Annotated in this window: 26 protein-coding genes and 1 pseudogene; 10 read left to right on the top strand and 17 right to left on the bottom strand. The window is 33.5% G+C overall.

Features of this window, described 5'->3' with window-relative positions; genetic code table 11:
- Positions 1–38 precede the first annotated feature (38 nt).
- Complete coding sequence (locus ACIQLB_RS08165; RefSeq protein WP_400723561.1) at positions 39–482, bottom strand: GNAT family N-acetyltransferase; 444 nt, start codon at positions 480–482, stop codon at positions 39–41.
- A 24-nt stretch (positions 483–506) separates the two neighbouring features.
- Complete coding sequence (locus ACIQLB_RS08160; RefSeq protein ID WP_400723558.1) at positions 507–824, bottom strand: MazG nucleotide pyrophosphohydrolase domain-containing protein; 318 nt, start codon at positions 822–824, stop codon at positions 507–509.
- 142 nt (positions 825–966) lie between these two features.
- On the opposite strand from ACIQLB_RS08160, the gene ACIQLB_RS08155 reads away from it, so the two are divergent.
- On the top strand, positions 967–1,542 hold the full coding sequence (locus ACIQLB_RS08155) for an LOG family protein (RefSeq protein ID WP_400724047.1): 576 nt from the start codon (positions 967–969) through the stop codon (positions 1,540–1,542).
- A gap of 327 nt (positions 1,543–1,869) precedes the next feature.
- Here the strand turns inward: ACIQLB_RS08155 and ACIQLB_RS08150 are convergent, their stop codons facing one another.
- Entirely contained in the window at positions 1,870–2,712 is an 843-nt protein-coding gene (locus tag ACIQLB_RS08150; protein ID WP_400723556.1) for an alpha/beta hydrolase, read from the bottom strand.
- Positions 2,713–2,896: 184 nt separating this feature from the next.
- Here ACIQLB_RS08150 and ACIQLB_RS08145 point away from each other — a divergent pair, with 184 nt between their 5' ends.
- Positions 2,897–3,220 carry an MFS transporter gene (locus ACIQLB_RS08145; protein WP_400724044.1) on the top strand — a complete coding sequence of 108 codons (324 nt, stop codon included), beginning with the start codon at positions 2,897–2,899 and terminating at the stop codon, positions 3,218–3,220.
- Positions 3,221–3,415: 195 nt separating this feature from the next.
- Here the strand turns inward: ACIQLB_RS08145 and ACIQLB_RS08140 are convergent, their stop codons facing one another.
- From ACIQLB_RS08140 to ACIQLB_RS08130, 3 genes are all read right to left on the bottom strand, one after another.
- Positions 3,416–3,916: a hypothetical protein gene (locus ACIQLB_RS08140; RefSeq protein ID WP_400723555.1), complete on the bottom strand. Its 501-nt coding sequence runs from the start codon at positions 3,914–3,916 to the stop codon at positions 3,416–3,418.
- 73 nt (positions 3,917–3,989) lie between these two features.
- Positions 3,990–4,319, bottom strand: coding sequence for an HAD hydrolase-like protein (locus ACIQLB_RS08135; RefSeq protein ID WP_400723552.1), 330 nt, complete (start codon positions 4,317–4,319; stop codon positions 3,990–3,992).
- A 32-nt stretch (positions 4,320–4,351) separates the two neighbouring features.
- The gene (locus tag ACIQLB_RS08130) at positions 4,352–4,540 is read right to left on the bottom strand and encodes a transmembrane Fragile-X-F protein (RefSeq protein ID WP_400723549.1); all 189 of its coding nucleotides are present in this window, start codon (positions 4,538–4,540) and stop codon (positions 4,352–4,354) included.
- 242 nt (positions 4,541–4,782) lie between these two features.
- Here ACIQLB_RS08130 and ACIQLB_RS08125 point away from each other — a divergent pair, with 242 nt between their 5' ends.
- The 3 genes from ACIQLB_RS08125 to ACIQLB_RS08115 all read left to right on the top strand — a co-directional run bounded on the left by ACIQLB_RS08125 (position 4,783) and on the right by ACIQLB_RS08115 (position 8,456).
- Positions 4,783–5,928 (top strand): hypothetical protein, encoded by a 1,146-nt coding sequence (locus ACIQLB_RS08125; protein ID WP_400723546.1) that lies wholly within the window; start codon positions 4,783–4,785, stop codon positions 5,926–5,928.
- Positions 5,929–6,512: 584 nt separating this feature from the next.
- Complete coding sequence (locus ACIQLB_RS08120; RefSeq protein ID WP_400723543.1) at positions 6,513–7,664, top strand: hypothetical protein; 1,152 nt, start codon at positions 6,513–6,515, stop codon at positions 7,662–7,664.
- 480 nt (positions 7,665–8,144) lie between these two features.
- A complete protein-coding gene (locus tag ACIQLB_RS08115) occupies positions 8,145–8,456 on the top strand; it encodes an RNHCP domain-containing protein (RefSeq protein WP_400723540.1) in 312 nt (103 codons plus the stop codon).
- A gap of 86 nt (positions 8,457–8,542) precedes the next feature.
- Here ACIQLB_RS08115 and ACIQLB_RS08110 read toward each other — a convergent pair whose 3' ends face one another.
- Positions 8,543–8,986 carry a hypothetical protein gene (locus ACIQLB_RS08110; RefSeq protein WP_400723537.1) on the bottom strand — a complete coding sequence of 148 codons (444 nt, stop codon included), beginning with the start codon at positions 8,984–8,986 and terminating at the stop codon, positions 8,543–8,545.
- Between the two features lie 164 nt (positions 8,987–9,150).
- Here ACIQLB_RS08110 and ACIQLB_RS08105 point away from each other — a divergent pair, with 164 nt between their 5' ends.
- On the top strand, positions 9,151–9,396 hold the full coding sequence (locus ACIQLB_RS08105; RefSeq protein ID WP_400723534.1) for a YkuS family protein: 246 nt from the start codon (positions 9,151–9,153) through the stop codon (positions 9,394–9,396).
- A gap of 213 nt (positions 9,397–9,609) precedes the next feature.
- Here ACIQLB_RS08105 and ACIQLB_RS08100 read toward each other — a convergent pair whose 3' ends face one another.
- Complete coding sequence (locus ACIQLB_RS08100) at positions 9,610–9,909, bottom strand: YfzA family protein (RefSeq protein ID WP_400723531.1); 300 nt, start codon at positions 9,907–9,909, stop codon at positions 9,610–9,612.
- A 285-nt stretch (positions 9,910–10,194) separates the two neighbouring features.
- On the opposite strand from ACIQLB_RS08100, the gene ACIQLB_RS08095 reads away from it, so the two are divergent.
- On the top strand, positions 10,195–10,569 hold the full coding sequence (locus ACIQLB_RS08095) for a hypothetical protein (protein WP_400723528.1): 375 nt from the start codon (positions 10,195–10,197) through the stop codon (positions 10,567–10,569).
- A 35-nt stretch (positions 10,570–10,604) separates the two neighbouring features.
- On the opposite strand, the pseudogene ACIQLB_RS08090 reads toward ACIQLB_RS08095, so the two are convergent.
- A pseudogene (locus tag ACIQLB_RS08090) lies at positions 10,605–11,367 on the bottom strand (IS1595 family transposase); the annotation flags it as partial.
- 336 nt (positions 11,368–11,703) lie between these two features.
- Between ACIQLB_RS08090 and ACIQLB_RS08085 the strand changes: the two are divergent.
- Together ACIQLB_RS08085 and ACIQLB_RS08080 are read left to right on the top strand one after the other, a co-directional pair.
- Complete coding sequence (locus ACIQLB_RS08085; RefSeq protein WP_400723525.1) at positions 11,704–13,131, top strand: VanZ family protein; 1,428 nt, start codon at positions 11,704–11,706, stop codon at positions 13,129–13,131.
- 219 nt (positions 13,132–13,350) lie between these two features.
- Positions 13,351–13,869, top strand: a complete 519-nt coding sequence (locus ACIQLB_RS08080) for a tubby C-terminal domain-like protein (protein ID WP_400723522.1) — start codon at positions 13,351–13,353, stop codon at positions 13,867–13,869.
- Positions 13,870–14,074: 205 nt separating this feature from the next.
- Here ACIQLB_RS08080 and ACIQLB_RS08075 read toward each other — a convergent pair whose 3' ends face one another.
- From ACIQLB_RS08075 to ACIQLB_RS08055, 5 genes are all read right to left on the bottom strand, one after another.
- Positions 14,075–14,302, bottom strand: a complete 228-nt coding sequence (locus ACIQLB_RS08075) for a hypothetical protein (protein ID WP_400723519.1) — start codon at positions 14,300–14,302, stop codon at positions 14,075–14,077.
- Between the two features lie 246 nt (positions 14,303–14,548).
- Positions 14,549–15,301, bottom strand: a complete 753-nt coding sequence (locus ACIQLB_RS08070) for a hypothetical protein (RefSeq protein ID WP_400723516.1) — start codon at positions 15,299–15,301, stop codon at positions 14,549–14,551.
- Between the two features lie 281 nt (positions 15,302–15,582).
- Positions 15,583–16,320, bottom strand: coding sequence for a hypothetical protein (locus ACIQLB_RS08065; protein WP_400723513.1), 738 nt, complete (start codon positions 16,318–16,320; stop codon positions 15,583–15,585).
- 277 nt (positions 16,321–16,597) lie between these two features.
- Positions 16,598–17,533 (bottom strand): PD-(D/E)XK nuclease family protein, encoded by a 936-nt coding sequence (locus ACIQLB_RS08060; RefSeq protein WP_400723510.1) that lies wholly within the window; start codon positions 17,531–17,533, stop codon positions 16,598–16,600.
- 13 nt (positions 17,534–17,546) lie between these two features.
- Positions 17,547–18,287, bottom strand: a complete 741-nt coding sequence (locus ACIQLB_RS08055) for a sulfite exporter TauE/SafE family protein (RefSeq protein WP_400723507.1) — start codon at positions 18,285–18,287, stop codon at positions 17,547–17,549.
- Positions 18,288–18,483: 196 nt separating this feature from the next.
- Here ACIQLB_RS08055 and ACIQLB_RS08050 point away from each other — a divergent pair, with 196 nt between their 5' ends.
- Positions 18,484–18,981: a DUF1648 domain-containing protein gene (locus ACIQLB_RS08050; protein ID WP_400723504.1), complete on the top strand. Its 498-nt coding sequence runs from the start codon at positions 18,484–18,486 to the stop codon at positions 18,979–18,981.
- A gap of 104 nt (positions 18,982–19,085) precedes the next feature.
- Here the strand turns inward: ACIQLB_RS08050 and ACIQLB_RS08045 are convergent, their stop codons facing one another.
- The 3 genes from ACIQLB_RS08045 to ACIQLB_RS08035 all read right to left on the bottom strand — a co-directional run bounded on the left by ACIQLB_RS08045 (position 19,086) and on the right by ACIQLB_RS08035 (position 21,177).
- Positions 19,086–19,946 (bottom strand): hypothetical protein, encoded by an 861-nt coding sequence (locus ACIQLB_RS08045; RefSeq protein ID WP_400723501.1) that lies wholly within the window; start codon positions 19,944–19,946, stop codon positions 19,086–19,088.
- Positions 19,912–20,430 (bottom strand): RNA polymerase sigma factor, encoded by a 519-nt coding sequence (locus tag ACIQLB_RS08040; protein WP_400723498.1) that lies wholly within the window; start codon positions 20,428–20,430, stop codon positions 19,912–19,914. The genes ACIQLB_RS08045 and ACIQLB_RS08040 overlap by 35 nt, the downstream gene beginning before the upstream one ends.
- Before the next feature lie 123 nt (positions 20,431–20,553).
- The gene (locus ACIQLB_RS08035; protein ID WP_400723495.1) at positions 20,554–21,177 is read right to left on the bottom strand and encodes a hypothetical protein; all 624 of its coding nucleotides are present in this window, start codon (positions 21,175–21,177) and stop codon (positions 20,554–20,556) included.
- Between the last annotated feature and the right edge of the window lie 157 nt (positions 21,178–21,334).

The raw sequence follows: 21,334 nt of genomic DNA, 5'->3' as shown, positions 1-21,334 counted from the left end.
AGGCTGTCACAAAGAGCTAAAAGACAGCCTTTCTAAACTTAAATTAGATGTTTTACCATTGTATAATAGCTACTTCCAGGAGGATAATCTTTTATTTCACCTACAACCTCATAGCCCCTCGCCTCATAAAACGTACGTGCTTGAAAGTCATATGTAGTTAACAATGCCCTCGTTGCTCCCATTTGCTTGGCTGTTTCTTCAACATTCGCCAGTAACTTTCCACCAATACCTTGTCCACGGTATTCTTTGCTAAACCAAAACTTGTTGATTTCTACCCATCCCCAATATACTTCAGCAGTGATGCCGCCTATCCATTGCTGTTGATGATCCGTAACGATTAAGTTTAACGGACGAACAGAACCCTTTTGTCTACTTTCTTTATGATACGGTGAATGTTCATCGTTGTACTCTTTAATCTTTGCATTTAAAAACGTAGTAAAGTCATCGTGTTTTTCCAATAAAACTTCTACTTGATAATCCATATGAATCTCCTTTCCATATGTATTCTATGCTTTATAACGCTCCATTAGCTTTTCCTGATGAGCTGAAAAAATTTCTTCCAGTGTAATATCATATTTATTAGCGATAACAATAATATTCCCTAAAACGTCTCCAAGCTCCTCTACTAATTCTTGCTTATTTTCTTCATATGATTGTATCTTTTCATCTGGTCTATCTCTACCAATCTCTAACGCTCGTATGGCTCTTGCAACTTCCCCAGTTTCTTCAGCTAGGAAGCCAATACGCGTAAAAATACTTAAATCAGACCAACCACGTGTATCATAGTAATCCTTCAACCATTTTTGAAATTCATTTAATTCCATTTCTATTTCCTCCATTTCTTTCTTTTCAAAATTAAATTATACTATAAAAGTGAAACGTGAATCAGTGGGGTTTTTTCATCCCCACTTAAAGTTCACTACCCGTTAATGCGGAAAGAAACTTAGCAGATATGGAGGAACAATGATGGATAGTATTGCAGTATTTTGCGGATCAAGCATCGGAGCTTCTGAGGCATATAAAGAAGGAGCTATTCTTCTAGGAAAAGAATTAGCAAAACGTAATATTACCTTAATTTATGGCGGAGCGAGTGTAGGTGTGATGGGAACAGTTGCAGACACGGTTCTTCGTGAAGGTGGTAAGGTGATTGGCGTTATTCCGACGTTGTTAGAGGAGCGCGAAATTTCTCATAAGCATTTAACAGAGCTAATAGTCGTCAATTCTATGCATGAGCGCAAAAGCAAAATGATGGAACTAGCTGATGGTTTTATCGCTTTGCCTGGAGGACCTGGTACGTTAGAAGAATTTTTTGAAGTATTCACTTGGAATCAAATCGGTCTCCTGCAAAAGCCTTGTGGACTTTTAAATATCAATCATTATTACGATTTACTCATTGGGTTATTTGACCATATGCAAAACGAACAATTTTTACAAGCCCAATATCGAAATGCCCTACTTGTAGATGAAGACGTTGTGGGACTATTAGATAAATGTGCAGCCTATGTTCCACCTGCAGTTAAAACATATCAAACGAATAAATGAATAAAGACTTCTTTAACCATGGAACTATAGGATATTGTACTGGATTTTTTAAAAATTCTTTACTATCTTACATACTCAACAGCTGAAATATACGATTTCAGCTGTTTTTCATGTAGTTTTAAAAAACTATTTCGTCAATGAAATTGGGTGTAATATTAAATACTTATATTTTGCAAACCGAATCTTCAACTAAAGCCCCCTTTACTTTAAGTACATTTTTTCCAATCTTACTTTTATATAGAGCTTCCATGGGAAAATACTCTTTTCACTTATTAGGTAAAAAATAATAATCTAACTGCTTATGTTTTTGTTTCATTTCCAGATATCTTAGTTGTTATAAAACAACAGATAATTTTCAACTTGCGATTTCCAATACGAATAATCATGTCCTCCATTTCTTACATGGAGCTGTGTTTTAACACCCTGTGAGTCTAAAAGATTATATAGATAAGTATTCCCTTGAATAAGCCAATCATGGTCCATATCGCCATGATCCAGGTACAGTTGAATCCCTGTAAGATCCTGTTTTTTTGCAAGCTCAAAAAGATTCATGTCTGATTTTGCCAACCAAGACAAACCCTTTGGAATATCGTTTTGATTTTCCCATATCGCTGCACTGTGCCCACCGATTTTACTGAACACATCAGGATGTGATAACCCCAGATTCAAAGCCACAAATCCTCCCATGGATATTCCTCCTATAAAACTTCCATCACGAGTTTTCTCTACCGAGTAGTGATCTTGAATATAAGGAACCAATTCCTTTAAAATATAATCTTCATACATTCCTAAATTATAGCCATCCCTTGAAATCGTTGTTGCAGAGGAATTAATGCCGTAACTGTTGTCAATTTCAGGTGATACAATAACAAGAGGTATTATTTCTCCCTTTTGAATCAATTCATCCGCTGTACGATCTATTTTTATACCATTAAATCCATAAAATCCATTCATAAAACTATCTTCATTTCCATCTTTACCGTGAAATAAAAACAGAACAGGATATTTTTTATCAGTGGAATATTCTTCTGGCAAATAGATATTTACCTTCATATTTTTTTCTAATGCTTGGCTATACAGTGTTACCTTTTTTGTATTTGGATCTCCTTGATTGAAAAGTAAATATAGTAATAAAAAAGCAGGTACTACAAAAAGCAATATTTTTTTCATATATCTCCCCCTCGCACCATTTCCTCTTCCAGCTACCAGATTAATTGTATAAGCACTTGCAAAAATTACAGTCATTAAATCACCAAACTGAATTTACAAATATTGACTACATTCTATTTTCCTACAACAAATAATTAATAAGAATATATTCGTAAGACAAATACATTACCCCTTTTATTAGCCTATTTTCACAAAAATAATTAGCACTCTGGCATGGACATTACGATTTGTATTTTTCGGATTCGGAAATCCAGCCGGTGTAGGATTCCTCTTGTTAATACTATCTATGATTGTTTACGGTTGTACATTTGATTTCTTTAATATTTCGGGTGCCATTTTTGTAGAAAAAGAAGTAGATCCTCGAATTCATGCAAGCGCTCAAGGCTTATTCAGCACTATGGTAAATGGGGTTGGTGCCTATGCAGGGGCTATTATTAGTGGAAAAGTAGTTGATTATTTCACTGTAGACGGTGTAAGGGATTGGCAAAATATTTGGTTGGTTTTTTGAGCGTATACACTCGTTCTTGCGATAGCGTTCGTGATAATTTTTCAATATAAGCATGATAGCGATGCAATGTAAGTTAACTTTAATAAGTTGTTTTTTCCTCCGCTAAATTCCTTGAGTTAAAAGATATAAGATAAGTAAATAAGTTAATATCGAAAAGGCCAGTATTCAACATTTGTGAATCACTGGCCTTCCCCATTATCTCATGGAACTAATTATTTTCACCATGCCATCAATGGTAATAGCGTTTGCACTAACTTCATCAACAATAAAAGTGTATTGAAAATCATTTTTCACGATATTAAAAATGACAAAATCTAAGCTTTTAAAATAAACAATTTCATTTCCATCAGGTAATTTCACTGTCTTCGCACTCTTCGGAAATAAACGTCCATACTCATTGTCTGTTATTACTATCGTATAATGTGTACGACCTGCGTCCTCTACTAAATATTCGATAGATAGTTGAGGATGTTTATGATTAAATGATCCAAAAACATGCGTGAAAGTAATAGGTGGAAGTCGTGTGGGTAAAGGTATATCACGTTTGAAAAACACTTCACTTTCTTGAATTGCTTCATTAACCTCTGTATACTCTCCACCTTCTAAATAGATTTTTTCTAAATCAGTAGTAATTGCTTCCGCATGATTGATTTGAAAACATAGAAATAGTAAAAGACATACACTTATTTTCTTCAATTGTTTTTTAACCTCCTGATTTCATTTTCCTTTACTTTCTCCTAAATCAGAAGGTATATGAATTTTAGTCTTTTCAAGTGCCTTGCCAAACCTTTAAGATACCTTGAATTTCTATCAAATTTACAAATGGAACACAATAATGCTTAAATTCCCGTATGTAATCCTCTGACATTGCTTTTGGAGATAACTCAATAGAAAATTCTTCGATTAATTGCTGATAAACTTTATCTTTCCATACATAGCCTCGATTATCCAGCTCAATAAAGCGTTGAACATAGTTCTCATTTAAAATGTGTGATAGATTCGGCTTTAATCGCTCGTATTGCTGATCAATAAATGAGCTTACTGAACTGTCACGATCTAACAATGTTCCATCTAAATCAAAAATCACCGCATGAATCATTAGTATGCATCCCCTTTAATTAATCCTCCATTCTACAATTCTTTACGTTTTTTCACTGCCACTACCGCTATCATCACCATTACTAATTTCATCACCAAAATTAATGCGTAAATGGTAAAGGAAATGATCGTTGGCAAAAGCACTAACCACCAAGACCATGCAATAACATCCGTTAGCTTTAATGCTACAAAGACAATTGTTAATACTTCTGCGATTCCCATATTCACACCACCAGATACCTGATTTTCGTCATTCCGAATTTAGTTTCTTGTCGTTAATTCTTCTGAAGTCTTTACCTAAATTCGTCCCCTCAAACTTTATTGTTATTCAACTATTTAAACACTTAACATGGAATATTTTAAACTTTTTAACTTTTTCGAAAAAAAGATGAACCTTTCCATTTGGTAATTCGTCTAAATATTGGAAACTTCAAGTTCCAGAGTAAAAAAAGGGAGAAATGATAATGAAAAAACCGATTAAAAAAACTTGGATGATTGCTTCAGCACTAACAATAGGAATGGCTGTTCTGACGCCACTTCAAGCAGGAGCTACTTCAGTAGAACCAACAAATGGTGTTACTGTTCAAATCGAACAACAAATTACAGGAACGATTAAAGGCATCTACGGAGATGGGATTGATCTAAAAGGTAGAGATGGTAAAAATTACTATATAGGCTTCAATAAATTTCCTGATGAACAAATAGCAAAAATGAACTTAGTTGAAGGACAGGAAATCACAGTTGAAGGTAGCGTAGCAGAGGATTATTTAGACTTCTTTACATTTGAAGCCTATAAAAAAGGGTTGCCTAAAGAGGTAACGGAAGAAGACCTAACAAAATTAGAAAATTTGTTTAATGAAATGAAAAAACTGCAAAAAGAATTGTCAAAAGAAATGACAGAAGAAGAATCAGAAAAGAAATTCGAAGAAATTGGTAAAATCCATAAAGACATGTATAAAATTACAAAGCCATATATATTAGCTAAGTGGCAACCTCAAACATTTGAAGAATTTATAGCAGATTTCCGATTTAGTGAAAAAAATATAGTTATTGAAGAAAATGATAATAAACAGCTTAAGGTTATTTATGAAGAATGGGTAAAACTTGAAAAAGATGGTCAAGAGGAAAAGGCTGACGAAAAAATGAATGAATTTTATAAAACCCTTCAACCATATTTAGATAAACTTTATCCAACTCCAACATTTGAAGTATTCATGGAAAGATTTGAGTTTGATATCCCTGCTGAAGCTTTAACAAAATTAAAAAATATTTATGAGAATGCTCAAAAAGCAGAAAAAGATGACAATGCTGATTTGTCTGAAAAACTATGGGAGGAATTCTATGACATTATTGATCCATTCATAAAGCCTCAAACATTTGAAGAATACATGGCTGACTATGAATTCAAAGTTAGTGAAGCGGATAACAAGCAATTAAAACAGCTTTATGAAGAAATCTTAAAGCTAGATAAAAAAGAAGACAAAGCAAAAATTGAAGAGAAATGGGAAGCATTTAACAATATTTTAGAGCCCTATTTTAAAGCAAATAAAGAAATTCTAATCTCTGCTTCTAAAGTAATAATTAACGCCCAAGAATACCTTCCACAATAAGTACAAGAATCGAGGTGTCTCAACATTCATTGAAAATGATTGTTGGGATTCCTCTTTTTGTTAATTCCACATTAATATTTAGGGATTTTATCCAAAGTCTATACCATAGTGTAATCAGCTTACTACTATAGAAAAAATATAAGGAGATCTTCCTTCTGCCCATTTTCCAATATAAGTCCCCTTCTCTTTTGAAACAGAGAAAACATTACCTTGTACTTTTACTAGCTCAATTTCATCGCTGCTTAACCATTTTTCTACTTCTATCCCCTCAATAGGTGGTTTCTTAAATCTAATTTTAATTTGTGGTGAAACAGAAAACGGAGCAATCTTTTTATTAGCAATAATTTCTGGTGGTAGAATTTTATCAACACATTCATTATTAATAAGATTTCCCCAACAATATGTACCTTGTACTATTGGTACTTTATTTAATCAGACTGCTCAAACTTTGATGTTATACAACTATTTAAGTACTTAACATGGAATGTTATAAATTTTTTAAAAAGTAATGAACCTTTTCAATTGGTAATCCGTCTAAATATTGGAAGTGTTAAGTTCCAGAGTAAATAAAAGGGGAAATGATCATGAAAAAACCGATTAAAAAAACGTGGATGATTGCTTCAGCACTAACAATAGGAATGGCTGTTTTGACGCCACTTCAAGCAGGAGCTACTTCAGTAGAACCAACAAATGGTGTTACTGTTCAAATCGAACAACAAATTACAGGAACGATTAAAGGAATCTACGGAGACGGGATGGACCTAAAAGGAAGAGACGGTAAAAACTACTATATCAGTTTCTATAAATTCTCTGAAGAACAACTAGCAAAAATGAACTTAGTTGAAGGACAGGAAATCACTGTAGAAGGAAGTGTAGTAGAGGATTATTCAGACTTCTTTACATTCGACGTTTATAAAAAAGAATTGCCTAAAGAAGTAACAAAAGAAGAACTAACAAAATTAGAAAAAATGTTTAATGAAGTAAAGACGCTTCAAAAAGAAGAAAAAGAAAAGACAAATATGACAGAAGAAGAGCAAGAAAAGTTATTTGATGAAATGAATAAAATTTATGAAGAAATGTATAAAATCACTAAGCCATATTATTTAGCAAATTGGCAGCCTCAAACATTTGAAGAGTATTTAGAAGATTACGGATTTAGTGAAAAAAATATAGTTATTGCAGAAAATGATAAAAAAGATCTTAAAGCTATTTATGAAGCATGGGTAAAACTTGAAAAAGATGGTCAAGAGGAAAAGTCTAACGAAAAAATGGATGAATTTTACAAAATACTTCAACCATATCTAAATGAACTTTATCCACCTCCAACATTTGAAGAATACATGGAAGGCATGGAGTTAGATATCCCTGCTGAAACTTTAGCAAAACTAAAAATTATTTATGATGATGCTCAAAAAGCAGAAAAAGCTGAAAATGATGAATTAAGTGAAAAGCTATGGAATGAATTCCATGGAATCGTTAGTCAGTTCTTTAAGCAACCAACATTTGAAGAATACATGGCTGACTTTGAATTCGAAGTTAGTGAAGCAGATAACAAGCAATTAAAACAGCTTTATGAAGAAATCTTAAAGCTAGATAATAAAGAAGAGCAAGCAAAAATTGAAGAGAAATGGGAAGCAATTAACAATATTTTAGAACCATATTTTAAAGCAAATAAAGAAATTCTACTCTCTGCTTCTAAAATAACAATTAACGGCCAAGTATATCTTCCACAATAAGTAAAAGAATCGGGGTGTCTCACCAATCATTGAAAATGATTGGTGGGATTCCCCTTTTTTAGACATAAAGTAAACTTTGTCGCAAAAATAAACTATTTAAATAATTCGATAAATTTGATAACCTTTAAATGGTTAATACGAATGCTTATATGATAAGGGGTGATGAATTGACATTTTATCTATTCAAAACAATTGCTCGTTAGGGGACGAATGCCGAAGTCAGTGATTATAGGAGAACACCTACTAATGGAAGATGGAGCGGTCCGTCTTACAGTGGTTGTGACAAATATAAACAAAATCAATCGTGGTCCGGATCAAAGGATGAAATAAGTCTTTGTGAAGCAGGAACTAGAAGTAATCGTTTTGAAGAGCAAGACGGTGAATTGGTTAATTCCCTATAAAAGCCTGATACTACTATAGTAGAAAAATAAAACGGAACCCTTTCTCCAATGTTGAAATAATATATTGGAGGAAGAGCAATTGAGTAGAAAAAATGAGAATACAGCGTTTCAATGTGAAAATTGCAGTACGATGGTTGAACCATTAACCAACGGAAGTTTCAGAAATCATTGTCCAAACTGTTTATTTTCAAAACATATGGATCATATTTCTGGAGACAGAGCGAGTACTTGTAAAGGTTTGATGAGACCAATTGGAGTCGATTATACAGGAAAAAAAGGCTTTCAACTTATCCATCAATGTACAAAATGTCAAAAGATTAGTCGAAATAAAATAGCTGTTGATTCCATTCAAGAGGATCAAGTTATCCAATTTATGCAATCAATCGTATAGTTAAGTAATTTATAATTTATAGACACATTGGAAATTAACCTTCAATGTGTCTTTTATTATTTTAAATCAATCACTTCTTATACTATTCATTTTACCTCTATAGCAAAAATATAAGAAGAACCTCCTTTGTCCCATCTTCCGGAAATACTATATATATAAGTCCCCTTCTCTTTCGGTACAGAGAAAACATTATCTTTTACCTTTACTAGCTCAATCTCATCATGACTCAACCATTTTTCCACTTCTATCCTATCAATTGGTGGTTTCTTAAAATTGATTTTAATTTCACTTTGAGGTAAAACAGTAAACGGAACAATTTTATTATTAGCAATAATATCCGGCGGTGGAATTTTATTAACACATTCATTATTTATAATATTTCGCCAACAATATGTACCTTGTACTGTTGGTACTTCTTTATCCTCAGACAATACAACAGGCTTTGGTGGTCCAGCATTAAGTAGCATAATCATCCAGATAAATGCGATAATAAATAACATACTAATTATTTTTATCTTTAGACTTCTCATTTAAAATCTCTCCTATTCAGCATATATAATTGCTAATATCATTTCGTTGCAGTGGAAAATGAATTTTACTAACCCGCCATTTAAATTATGTATAACAAAAAAATGAATTAAGTGAATAATTAGCAAGCCTATATGACACATTACATATAGGAGGTGGAAGAATAATGTCTAAAATAATTGGTGTGGAACAAACATTAACAAACGTTGAAGACGCTTTAAAGTCAAAAGGTTATGAAGTTATTCAACTTCGTACTGAAGAAGATGCAAAAAAATGTGATGCCTGTGTAATCACTGGGCAAGACAGAGATATTATGGGAATTAGTGATCCTATCATGGCAGGACCTATTATTGACGCTGATGGTCTTTCTGCTGACGAAGTACTTCAACGTGTCGACAAATATTTCCACTAATAAATGACTAGGTGCTGTCGCTGTAGTTTTTTGACTATGGAGCAGCACCTTTTAATATGATGTCGATCATAGAATGGTCAATAATAAATTAATTATCTTCTTTTATCATAAATTGGTCGCCAAAAACATAAGTGACTACCCTTCACACAAGGAGTGGTCGTTTAAATAGATTTTATTGGCTATTACTCGACAACAGTCTTTTATAGTTTTTACTTATGTAGACCTTGGTGAAAAAACGTTTTTTATCGCACCTATTATTCCCGGCACGAGAAATACGATGGCAAAAAAGATAGTAAGTAAATTGAAATGTTGTGTTTCATAAAAAGTAAACCACTCTCTGAAAATGGAAGATTCAGTAATTCTCCCAAATAACGTTCCACTAATATCTCGATAATTAGGTATCCACCCTGTTGCTTCAAATGTAATAAAGATGATCTGCGACAATACAAATACACCAATAGAAGATACCCAAGGTCTTTTCAAAAATGGAATATGTTTTTGTTTTTTAGCCAAAGTAATATCCCTCCCTCCATTAAATACTATTTATAGATATACGTAAAATCAAGGTAAAAATACCAAAATTAAACACACCTTTCTATTTTACATTAAAATCTCTCATCTATTATTGTTTATGCCCTTATTAAACTATCTTGCTTGTATGATTCATGTTTTGCAAAGGCGGTTTTCTAAAAGATTGTTGCTTTTAGAATAAGTTTTTAATGATTAAACTTTCTGGTAAAATAAGTGTAAGAAATTGTAAGGGGTTTAGATGAACAATTGATTATCAGGGGGAAAAAAGTGAAAAAATCATTTTGCTTGAAAGAAAAATTTCTCTTATTTCTTTGCCTCTCACTTGTAGTTTTATCGGGATGTGTAACTAATGGTAATCCTACACCAAAGGATTTTCTTAAAGATGGTAAAGCAGACATCTTTGTTCTGGATGATATTGTATATTCTAATGTTGAAAACATAGATTGGGTAAAAAAATTAGATTACACAATAGGTAAAGAAATTGGCGAAATAACAAAACAAACCAATAAAGCAAAGGGTTTTGAAAACGGAACATCTAACAAACTACCCGTTGGAACCATAATTTATGAAACCGATACACCAATCGATATTGCTATTGTAGATTGCAAGGAAATACCTTATCTGAAGATGCTCGAAGGATAATAGATAAGTATCTGACCTCTTTAATGGGGTCGTTTTTATGCTCTTCTAATCATTTCAACAGTTGTAATAACAGAATTTCGACACGCTAAAATAAGCATTAGTTCCACTTGTTTTTCAAATGCTAAACTCTTTCCAAATTCAAGTCAACGGAACCAGTAGAGATAGTTATCCAAGTATTTAATGGCAACACCCTGGAACCGTTCCAGTCAACCTTTTAAACGATGATGAAAATTATTAACGTGTTGAATATGATATATCCCTTTCTTCACTCGTTCTTGTTAACGTTCATTCACTGTTTCGTGTTGTAACTTCTTATTTTTAGCAAACTTCTTGTAGTTAGTAGCTGTATCAGCGCAAAGCAGACGGGTGAATGTATTCGCCAATCACAGCATCGATTTGTTCTGCCTTCACTCGACCTGTTCCTGCTTTACGAGCAACTACGCTTCCGTTCCTGTCTTGTGCTACTACAACGGCAATTTTGAGTTTTGAAATCCCTCTTTTTTCACCCTTTTCCCCACGTTCCTTTGCCTTTCTATGAGTAATTTCCCGACCTTTCATTGACTCACGAAAGAATGTTTCGTCACATTTCAATCATGCCTTACAAATGATTGAAACCGTTTCTTCTAACGCAATCAAGATTTTATGTCTCCAATAAAATGCAGTTGATAGATGAATTTCTAATCGTTCAGCTATTTTTGGAAGTGTATATCCTTCGACCATCATTTCAATGTGTTTTACCCACTTCTAAGGATAACGAGAACCTGAAAAAGGTGTATTAGTCATATCATTTACATCTTTTTTTACTTCTCCGACTTAGATACACACATCATTTTCACCAATTGATTTCGCCTCATAACCTTAATTAGTCCCTCACTCACACTTACGTTCGTTTATTAATAAACAGTCCGTTGCATTGCCCTACAACATATAAAGCACTATTTAAATAGTGCAAGTTCTTAAGAAATCTTCATAAATAACCTCATTAATTATTAATAATTTCCATTTACAATAATGATAAAGCCAAGGAATCAATGAAATAAAACCCTTAGAAAATCTGAGTGATTTTCTAATCATTTGTAGACCGCTAAAAATGTGTGAAAATCATCCAAAATAAAATAAGTAAGGAGAATCACCTTGGATTTTACAGAAATTTCTAGTTACATTCAACAATTAATGTTGCCAGTAATAATTATTATTGGAATAGAGTTTATACTTATTGCACTATATTATTTCTTTTATTATAGAAAACAACATTCAGATCAAAATAAACAGATTCACATAAAGAAGCTTCTTATTTGTGCAGTCTTCATCGGGTATATTGTTTTTGTGTTTGAGCTAACTATTTTTGGCCGTGGCACTTCACATTACTTACAGATGAACCTTCATCCGTTCAGTAGTTATATTGAAGCGTGGAATAAATACTCTTTACGTGATCTTCAAAATTGTATTTTTAACATATTAATGTTTATTCCATTAGGATTAATGTTGCCTTTAATTAGCCAAAAATTTAAAGTGTTTAAGTGGCTTCTTCTTGTAGTTGTTAGTGCTACGGTATCTATTGAGACGTATCAGACACTTTCAGGAGCGGGGATTTTTGAGCTTGATGATATAATTAACAACTCACTCGGCGGTATTATTGGATATCAGTTATATAGACTTGTGGCTTCCATTGCTCAAAACAAAAAAGTAAAAATAAAAAGTCTGGTTGGAAACCTTGCAATACCTCTATCGATGGGTTTGATTTTTGTTGGTATAAATATTGTCTACGCCCAGCAGGAGTTTGGTAATTTAGCAATAAACTTCTATACAAAATCGAATATGTCAGATGTTCGTTTATCAACTTCATTGGAATTTAGCTCATTACCCACAGCTGCCCCAGTCTACAAGAAAATCGTTAATAATGATGGAGTGGAAGCTCTGTTGCAACAGAAATTAGGATTAACAGAGTTGAATACACAGGTTATTCATAACGATCGTGAGCTTCTATTGGAAGACAAAGCAGGGGTCCAATACACATTGTTTATAAGTTCAGAGGGAAATTGGTCGTTAACAGCGAACAATTATACACCGGAGCAAACTTCATCTGCAGGACAAAAGCCAATGATCGAAAAGGCACAGGCAATTATGGACGAACTTTCTATACTACCCCAAGATGCTGCATTTACTGTATTGGAAAATGGTGAATTTGAATGGAATCTTCCAGATAGTCATGATTCAAACATAGATTATTGTGCTGGAGATTTAACGCTTGGTCTTAAACAAGATGGCAGTGTTTATTCGTTAACATATAGTCTGCATAAATATCAATTTATACGAGAAGTGAATATACTATCTCCTGCTGAAGTGTATGAGAAAATAGAGAAAGGTGATTTTCCCCAAATAAAAATTAATGCTCTGATAACAGAAGAACAACTTGTTATAAAAAAAGGAGACCAACTTGAAATAGAAACAATTGAACTTTCGTATATGTATGACACGAAAGGCTTCTATCAGCCAATATACAGAGTTTCCGGGAAATTTAATGGGGATATTTGGTTTACCTTAATTCAGGCAAGAAGGTAGTAATTTTGTCTGGTATCTTACATTCCATAAACTAAAGTCCGGAAAAGATGAATTACATTTTCTGCATCCGCTTTTGAATAACCATGACGTTGTATACTTTTTAATACACAATCTTTCAAAGAGGCTGTTTTCTAAAAAAAATGTTGTTATTCAACAAACGGTACGATTTAATTGATATTGATTGAATTATTTAAGAGTGATCATTGAGGAGAGACATCCATGCAGATTTATTCATATAGCATCCCAGAATCTGATTCTTATTACACAAGTATTCCTATTTATAATAAGGACAACAAAGTGATAAGTATCCTCAAAAAAAATCGCCACCGTATCCTAACACAACTGTTTCAGATGCTTCTCCGATATGGAATGCCATACTGCTATAACGCTTTTTCAATTGATAAAAGTCCAATATACAAAATTGATTGCGTATTTACTGGTGTTCGTTATACACTTTATAGCCGCAATACAATGGATAAGGTTTCAATTACTCAAAAGCGTGTGCAATTAATTGAAAAAGTGCAATCTTTTACTATCAACGGGGACGTGTACCAATTTGAGAAAGATTACACTTCTTCAGGTACCTTAACGTTAAACGGTGAAAAAATTGCTGTAATTAGAAATTTAGATAGTACAAATACAAATTTAACGAATCGTATCCATATTGAAGCAATCAATGATGAAATCGCCTCTTTAACTGCTATAATGTATCAAACTTTTATACGTAATAATATTTGATTGCAAACAGTTTAATAATTCAATGAGCCATGAACAAAATAAAGACAGAAAATGATTCTACAAGAATTTATAGATTAATCCTGTCTTTATTTTTAACAGCAACATACTTTTAGAAAAAGCTTTTAAAAATGACATAATTTATTTCATCCTTTCAAAGCATAATAAAAGCCACACCTTGTTAGAAGATGTGACTTCATACATTTGATTAATCAAATTCTAAAATATTTTTTTCTACTACTACTTGATAAACTTCTTTAGTACTGATTAAAATCGTTTTATAATGTTCTGTTTCAGTAAATGAATACCAAGACTTCTCAATGAACCCATTAGAAAGTTCTTCTGTAAATGTTTCTTGTTCAATATTATTCTTGATTTTATATTCTTCTTCACGCCCTTCGTCAAAGTAAAACTTTACTGTATATTCATACTCCATAAATCAACACCTCCCATCTACTTATATAATGGGTTGTAATGACAAAAAATATGAAACATAATAAAATGTCACACCTCGTTAGGTATGACATTCTATATGCTCCATCTTCTACTTAACTCTGCAAACATAATGCTATCAATTGGTTCATTGGAGAAAATACAAACATCCTATCCGCATGTCAACCAACCATATAAAATAGCCCTCTTAACAAATATTTATTAAGAGAGCTATATAATTCCTAATCTATCACTTATTTCCAACTGGTTTTAATAAATTCACCGAAATCCAATATGTGAACTCATTGTTGTCATCTTTTTTCCAAGTGACATATAGATAACCATTAATTTCAAGACCTTCTGAATATAAAATTCTTCCATTTTTCAATGTACTTATAGTTGCAGATGTTTTTAATGGATTCTGTTTAAAATCTGCATCTTTTGTTAGCTCAAAACGCACGCCTTTTTCGCTTCTTTTCGTCTCAGCGATTTTAAGATCTGTACCAGGATACTGTGAACACTCTATAGTACCAACATCATTGCCACCGCAAAAAGAAAGTTGTTGTCCATTATTTGTAATAGAAATACCCGGGTCGCTTCCTGTGAACCACGTTCCGTATAATGAGGCACTATAAATACCATTACGATTGATAAAGATATAAGATGGATTGTTATAGAAAGATGAACGCATTTTTAATGGTACTTCTTTGAAAACTACCAAATCTGTTGCTTGTACGCGATATTGCCCCATCTGATAAAATGTTTTGCCATCATATTTTTCAATATCATACGTTCTAAAGAAGTTATTTCGCTTTACCACTAACGAATCAAATGTACCATTTGGATTTTTCTTGTATACCTTGATGTCTTTTGTAAAGGTCATTTTTCCGGTTTGGTCTTTTACAACCTCTGCTCCATCATACATCACTTTCGCTTCTGATTTTGTTGGATTTACTACCGCTAATACAAATGCTGCTAGTAACCCAATAAATAATTTTTTCATTATTATCCCCCTACTCAAATTAAATTTATAAAACTTAATTTCTTCGTATTATATACTAACATTTCAATATTTTACTAACAAAAACATAATAATACGAAATAAATTTAACAAAAACAGCGTGTTTTACCTTAACATAATTTTACCCTTCTACCATTCCAGCCAATTTTCGATTGTGTACAAATATCAGCATGTCAACCTACCATATAAAAAAGCCCCCTTAACAAATATTTATTAAGAGGGCTTTATATAATTCTTAATCTATCACTTATCTTCAACTGGCTTTAATAAACTGGCTTTAATATACCTACCGGAAGCCAAATACATTGTTCGTCATTTGCTTCCAAGTTATCCTTTACACATAGATAAGCATTAATTGAATCACTCACTGAATAAACAATGCTTCCTTTTTGCATGACTTTTTCAGTTTTAGAATCTATTAATGGATAGGATTTTGCTTTGGTATCTTCTGTTACCTCATAACGTACACCTGTTTTTCTAAATTTTGTATCAGCTACTTTCATATCTGAACCAGGATAATACTTTTCACACTTTAGCCCTTCCCCATCGCTCTTGCAATATTTCAACATTTGATCACCGTTCATATCCACTATTGGAGAATCGCGCCATTCAGTGAACATTTTCCCGTATCCTCCGCTATCACGATTAATATTAATATAAGTTGGATTTGGATAGAAGGATGAGCGAATTTTCATCGGAACTTCTTTAAAAACTACCAGATTGGTTGCTTGTACCCGATATTGCCCCATTTGATAAAATGTTTTGCCATCATATTTTTCAATATCATACGTTCTAAAATAATTATTTCGCTTCACCACTAGCGAATCAAATGTACCATCTTCATTTTTCTTGTATACCTTGATGTCTTTTGTAAAGGTCATTTTTCCTGTTTGGTCTTTATGTACATCTGCTCCATCATACCTTTCAATAGCCTCTGATTTTGTTGGATTTACTACTGCAAATACAAATGCTGCTAGTAACACAATAAATAATTTTTTCATTATTCTCTCCCTACTCAGCTTTATTTTAGAAAACACAATTTGTTAGTATATACGAACAATCCAATATCCTACCAATTAAAATGTGATAATGGAAGTAATTTTACAAAAATAGAGTGATTCTCCCCAAAATAATTTGTTATCTCTAGGCACTCTGATATAAAAATGACGGTTAACATTCAAAGCCATTTAACTAGTAAAGATAAAAAATAAGGCTAGTGACTATTTTGATGACTTCATTTAGTTGGTCACTTTTTTGATCACTCGCTCCATCTTCTACTTAATTCTGCACACATAATTCTTTAAAATTACACCCTTTACAGTGCCATTTTTCAAGGGTTTGCTCAAATTTCTCAAAGTCCACGGGTTCATTAGAGAAAATATCAGCCTGATATTTTTTCATTTCTAGTACACTTCGCTGAAACGTATGTAAAATATTGTCCATATCAAATGCTGTAAAGGCATATTTTTTTCGTTTGCCAGTCAATAAATATTCATTATAGACATCAATCTGGTCAAGAGATACGCGATACTTCTGCTGTATATAGTAAGCGTAGAACGCTAATTGCTGGCGATCGTCATCGGACTCTCCGCCTGTTTTCCAGTCGATAATGATCCACTTGTCTGCCATCTCATCATAATAATGAAAATCCATTACGACGAAAACTTGTATCCCCTCTATTTTCATGGAACGAAATTGTTCAGGCTCACCGATTCGTAGGGAGCCTTTTCGTGCGGTAATTTGCTGGAACGTTTCACTATTAAGAAAGTTCTCAAAGACAGCCGTCATGCGATCCTTATAGTCCTGTACAAGTTCAGGATTTAACTGCCCTTCGTAATAAATTTCCTGCATCATATAAAATTTATTAGGCTTGTGTCTCCATAAATCTATATGGCGTGTAGAATCGATAAAAGCAGCATTAAGCTGGCCACGCGCACGATTTACAAGTTCAGCAACAGTCGGCGCCTTACCGGTTTGTAAATAATCATTGATCGATTGCTCTATTAAATGATGGACGATTTGCCCAAATAAAATCGGCATGGATTGAAGCTTTTTTAAGCGATAGACATGTTGATGATATGGCTCCACATTGTAGCTTAGCCAGCCATTATGAGAAAAATAATATTCATAGCCATATTTTCGCGCACAGCTTGTTAACGTTTTATGACGTGACAGTGACCACGAAAAAGATGGAAAAGGTGTAATTTCAAACATGGATATCGCCTCCCTATATCTGTTTGATAAAATCGTATACGAGTTGTACTATTAGCACAATAGTCACAATACGTAGCAATAGTTTTACTTGATTTGCTTTCACCTTTCTTGCAAGGATAATTCCTATTTGCGCACCAATGACAGAACCAACCATTAAAACGATGGTCAATGGCCAATCAATTTTACCTGTGGCAATATACGTAATTGCGGCTCCTGAGCACATCGCAAAAACACCTACACGTGACAGGCCTACAGCTTTCATATAAGAGATCTTCTCATGAGCATATGTATAAAGTGCCAGTGTACTGCTCCCAGGACCGAACATCCCATCATAAAAACCAACACCAAGAAGTATTGGACCGTTTTTGCGATTCATTGTAAAGCTTTCCTTTTCTCCAAACTCAGCCCCACCTATAAAGGACATAACAAGTGCAAAGCCTAATAAAATAATTGCGATGAACGTCAATGTTTGACTGCTCATAAACGATGCAAACAGTCCACCAAGTGTACCACCTACTAGGGAAACAAGTAATACTGATCGCATTTCTGACCATAACAATTCTTTTCTTTTAAAAATCGTATAGAAGCTTGAAAAGGCACTGACCATATTTGAAACCTTATTCGCACCTATCGCTGAATGGACCGGTACCCCCATTAACATCATGGTCGGTAATGTAATTAACCCGCCACCTCCCACTAACGTCCCAATGACGTTGCCAGTGATGCCTATAACTAAAAACAACAAGTATTCCATCTAATCCTTCTTTCTATGCCACACATGCTGGTATTCATATGATACAGTATAACAGACTGCTATTTAACTTCTTTCAGCAAATGTTTTAGTAGCGAAAGCGAAGCGTCAGCTACAAATGTTTTAGTAGCGAAAGTAAAGCGTCAGCTACAATTATGCCGAGGTATAATTGTAAATAGATAAACTACGAGGTGAACGAATGCTTGAACAACAAAAAACACTTACACCGCGTTTTTGTAAGCCACTAACGCTTATTGTCGCGACCATTTTTTTAGCTGCCATTACCGCAACGCTGATCCAATACAGTAAGTTCCCCGCATCTATACCCGTTTTGCAAAGCTTTACAAGTGAACAAGCGCAATTTGGTCCGAAAATCGCTATTTTTTATTTACCCTTTATTGCCTTCATGCTATTTTTACTTTTACACTACTTAGAGATTAGAGTTGCTTATCCTATCCCACGTAAAAATAAGTCTACCTTATCTCATACAGAGCGACAAAATGGAATCATTATTTTTTGTCTCATCAAAAATAGTATACTACTGTACTTTACATATTCACTTTTCAATGACTTAACAGTCGCTTTAGGCCATAATCGTATTTTACAGCAGTGGCATGCTTATTTATTTCTATTTGTACTGTGTACTATATTTATAATGGGAGTCGTTCGTGGGATTTTATTGAGTAAGAGGGAATAAAGCATACCTCACTCCAATACTTCGTTGATGGGTAATTAAAACCACCTATACCTTTGCAATTGTCTCTTATGCAAAAGGTATAGGTGGTTTTATTATTAAATCTATTAATAAAGCATAATAATTAAAAAAAGTGTTGCACTAATAATACTTATTTTTATTGTTTCTACTTTATATATGGAATATGTCTGTACCTCTCGCTTTAGATTATGCCAAATAATGAAACCATATAAAAACGCAAACATAACCATTAATGGTTTATACAATGGACCGACCCATGTTGCCCAAGCAAAAACGCTTGAAAGCATCGCAAGTACAAGTACTAACAGCCACCATATACGCCTAAATGGTTTAGATCCTTCTAGATTATGACGTTTATAATAGTACATAGAGAATATATTTACAGCTACCACAATAAGTGGCAGGATAAATATCCATGGTATTGTTTCTACAGAGTATAATGTTTGAAATACTTCATCATACATGTCAGAATTCCCAACAAAAAACTGGCCCGAATCAACATTTAGCATGCCTGCATCTGAAATCTGATAGCGCTCTTCCCGATAATCTTTAACAACGACTACATCTGCAATATGGTTACCTAACTTTCCATCTGCCTTTTCGACATACTGTGTTAAGTCTTCAAAAAAGCTATAAACAATTGTATCTTCAACCTTCTTTATAGAAATATACAAACTCGAACTTCGCGCAAAGAATTTCCCTTCTTTTCCTCCGAAATGCTTATAAATTGCTTGGATGGATTGATCAGCAGTTTGAGGCGGTGATAAATTTTGTGGGATCAAAATTAAAAATAGAGCAATCGTGGCAATCGTTAGTAGTAAAAAACTTTCCTGCCATAACGTTAAGCCATTTCTTTTCTTATGGTGAATGTGTTCATAAATACTGGCCTTTACTGCCTTATCCTCTGGTAATTTATTGAGTTCCTTCAGTCGATTGTTTAAATCCAAATTCATCACCTCCAAGTATTTTCTCCAAAGCCTTCATAGCATTTCTCTGTGTATTCGCTATTTTCACTGTAGACCACCCTAAAATTTCACAAGTTTCGGCTAAATTCAACTCTTCAATTTTTCTGTAAATAAGAACCTCTCGATATTCAGGCTTTAATAATTGGATTGCTTCATATAATAGCCGACGCTCCTCAGACTGCACGATCCAATCATGTGGTACATATTGCGTCTCCCGTTTTTCATGTTCTCTTTGAAATGGTAGCCATTTAATTAGTGCTTTTTTTCTATATGTGTCATAAACAAGGTTTCGTGCAATTCTCCTTATGTAAGTGCCCATAGCAGCCTCATTTCTAAACTGTCCTTTATAAACGCGGATAAAGGTTTCCTGCGTTAAATCCTCCGCTAAACCTGGATCCGAGACCATATAGTAAATAAATTGATAAATGCATTGAAAATATTGTTCATAAAGCTCATCAAACTCCATCTTCTCACCTCTCTTACTTTATTAGACGAATGAGTAAACAAGATTTGTATATTTAAGTGTAAATTTACTAAGTTAAAAAATAGGCTACCTGACACCATATAGCATCAAGTAGCCTAAAACTTTTTACAGATCCGTTTTCATTTTTTCAAATGCATGTATTAACGCATATTTTTGTACACCACGAGCCATTTCAATGCTTTCCTGGGCATGATGATGAAGGGCTGTTTCATTCTTCATTTTGTATGCATAAACCGCTTCAATTGCTGGCTGCATCCACGGCTTTGTAAGCTGATTGCTTCGCATGTCAGTTGTTCGTCCTTCAAGTGCAGCGATATAACATTTTGCATAGCTAGTTAATGGCTCTTTATTTATTTTATCGGCCGCATCCTTTGCTTCCTCTAAATTCTCTTTCATGATCGCCATCAGAAATTTACAGTTATACTTTATTGCTGGCTGCTTATATTTTACGATGGCTGTTTCTAATGAGTGAAGCTGGTCTTCCCTTGTACCATAAGCAAGAGCGTAAGGATAGGCAAAAAACGGATCTTTTTTACGATCTTTTAGTAGTTTATCTACCATCTTCATATTATTTGTCCTAAATAAAATATGTATATGTCTATAAATCATTGCGATCGCAATAAGAGCAATAATGCCGATTGTAATGAATAGACGAACTCCTGCTAATGATAGTAATAATGTTAAAATAAAAATGAACAAGTAAAATATGGCTAGTTTTGTAATTTTCATAATTCCTCCTACTGTAGTTTCTTCCGCATTTTTCGAGAAAAAATAAAGCCAGCTCCAAGGAAGAATACTAACGCCATAAACTTCATGAGAGGAATAATAAATAACTTGCTAATCAAGAAAACAACCAAAATATAATAGACCACCATTAACAGTAAAA

The sequence above is a fragment of the Lysinibacillus sp. NPDC092081 genome, from assembly GCF_044755845.1.
Classification (GTDB): Bacteria; Bacillota; Bacilli; order Bacillales_A; family Planococcaceae; genus Lysinibacillus.
The sequence above is the reverse complement of the archived record's forward strand: the minus strand, read 5'-3'. Positions and strand labels throughout refer to the sequence as shown.